General features: G+C 62.5%; 1 protein-coding gene and 1 pseudogene. One reads left to right on the top strand and one right to left on the bottom strand.

All coding sequences use genetic code 11. The features are described 5' to 3' along the window. Nucleotides 1–458, top strand: a 458-nt coding sequence (locus AC1DT2_RS23880; RefSeq protein WP_477299174.1) for a YcxB family protein, incomplete at its 5' end; no start/stop codon positions are given. A gap of 100 nt (nucleotides 459–558) precedes the next feature. Here the strand turns inward: AC1DT2_RS23880 and AC1DT2_RS23875 are convergent. Continuing rightward, nucleotides 559–1,212 (bottom strand): annotated as a pseudogene (locus AC1DT2_RS23875) (methionine adenosyltransferase domain-containing protein); the annotation flags it as partial. Between the last annotated feature and the right edge of the window lie 7 nt (nucleotides 1,213–1,219).

Genomic DNA, 1,219 nt, shown 5'->3' with positions numbered 1-1,219 from the left:
CGCATACGTTGCGCTACCGCTCGTCTCGCGTCGAGATCTGGCGGATCTACTGGCGCGCCTGGAGAAAGAAGTTCTGGGTGATCCATGTGATTGTCGCCGCCGACCTTGCCTGGCTTTGCAGCAACAACACACTGGTGTCGATGGCACTGTGGTTTGCGGTTTGGCTCCCCGTCGTCGTTATCTGCCTCGCGGCATTTCCCCAGATCATGTTCAAGCCTCAGGAGCGCACGTTGCACCTGACGCCCGAGGGATGGTCCACCACGATTGGACGCAAGTCCGGGTCGAAGCCCTGGAAGGAAATCCGCGGCATGGCGGAGACGCCTGAAGGCTTGGTCATCGTAGGAGCCAACGGAAACGCCATGGTGGTTCCGCAGCGTGCCTTCAGTGACGAGTTCCATCGGGCCGCCGTGGTTGCCGACGTGAGAAGCTGGTTTGCTGCCTCGCGAACGGCCGCCTGAGGGATCACGATGTCGCCGACAACCGTCCTGACGCTCGCACGGCACAAAAAAAACGGGCGCCAAATTGGCGCCCGTCTTCGTGTCACCTGTCGCGAACCGCTTACTTACCGCGAGCAGCCTTCACGCCAAGACCCGCGGCATCGCGCAGGATCTCGGCCTTGTCGGTCTTCTCCCACGAGAACGCCGTGAACGTGTTGCCGTTCTTGTCGGTCATCTCGTAGGGCTTGCGGCCGAAGTGACCGTTCGAAGCGGTCTGCTGGTACATCGGGTGCACCAGGTCGAGCATCTTGATGATGCCGAACGGACGCAGGTCGAAGTGCTTGCGGATCAGCTTCTCGATCTTCTCGTCGGCAATCTTGCCGGTGCCGAAGGTGGTCACCGAGATGGACGTCGGCTCGGCGACGCCGATGGCGTAGCTGACCTGGATTTCGCAACGGTCGGCGAGGCCGGCCGCGACGATGTTCTTGGCGACGTAACGCGCGGCATAGGCAGCCGAGCGGTCGACCTTGGACGGATCCTTACCCGAGAACGCACCACCACCGTGACGGGCCCAGCCGCCGTAGGTGTCGACGATGATCTTGCGGCCGGTMAGGCCGCAATCGCCCACCGGGCCRCCGATGACGAACTTGCCGGTCGGGTTGATGTGGAACTTGGTGCCCTTGTGCAGCAGCTTCGCCGGCAGCACGGGCTTGAGGATCAGCTCGCGCACGCCTTCGATGAGGTCCTTCTGCTTCACGTCCGGATCGTGCTGGGTCTAGTGC

The sequence above is a fragment of the Luteibacter sp. P4_E6 genome, from assembly GCF_056401535.1.
Note: the sequence above shows the minus strand (reverse complement) of the source record. Positions and strands in the feature narration are given on the sequence as shown.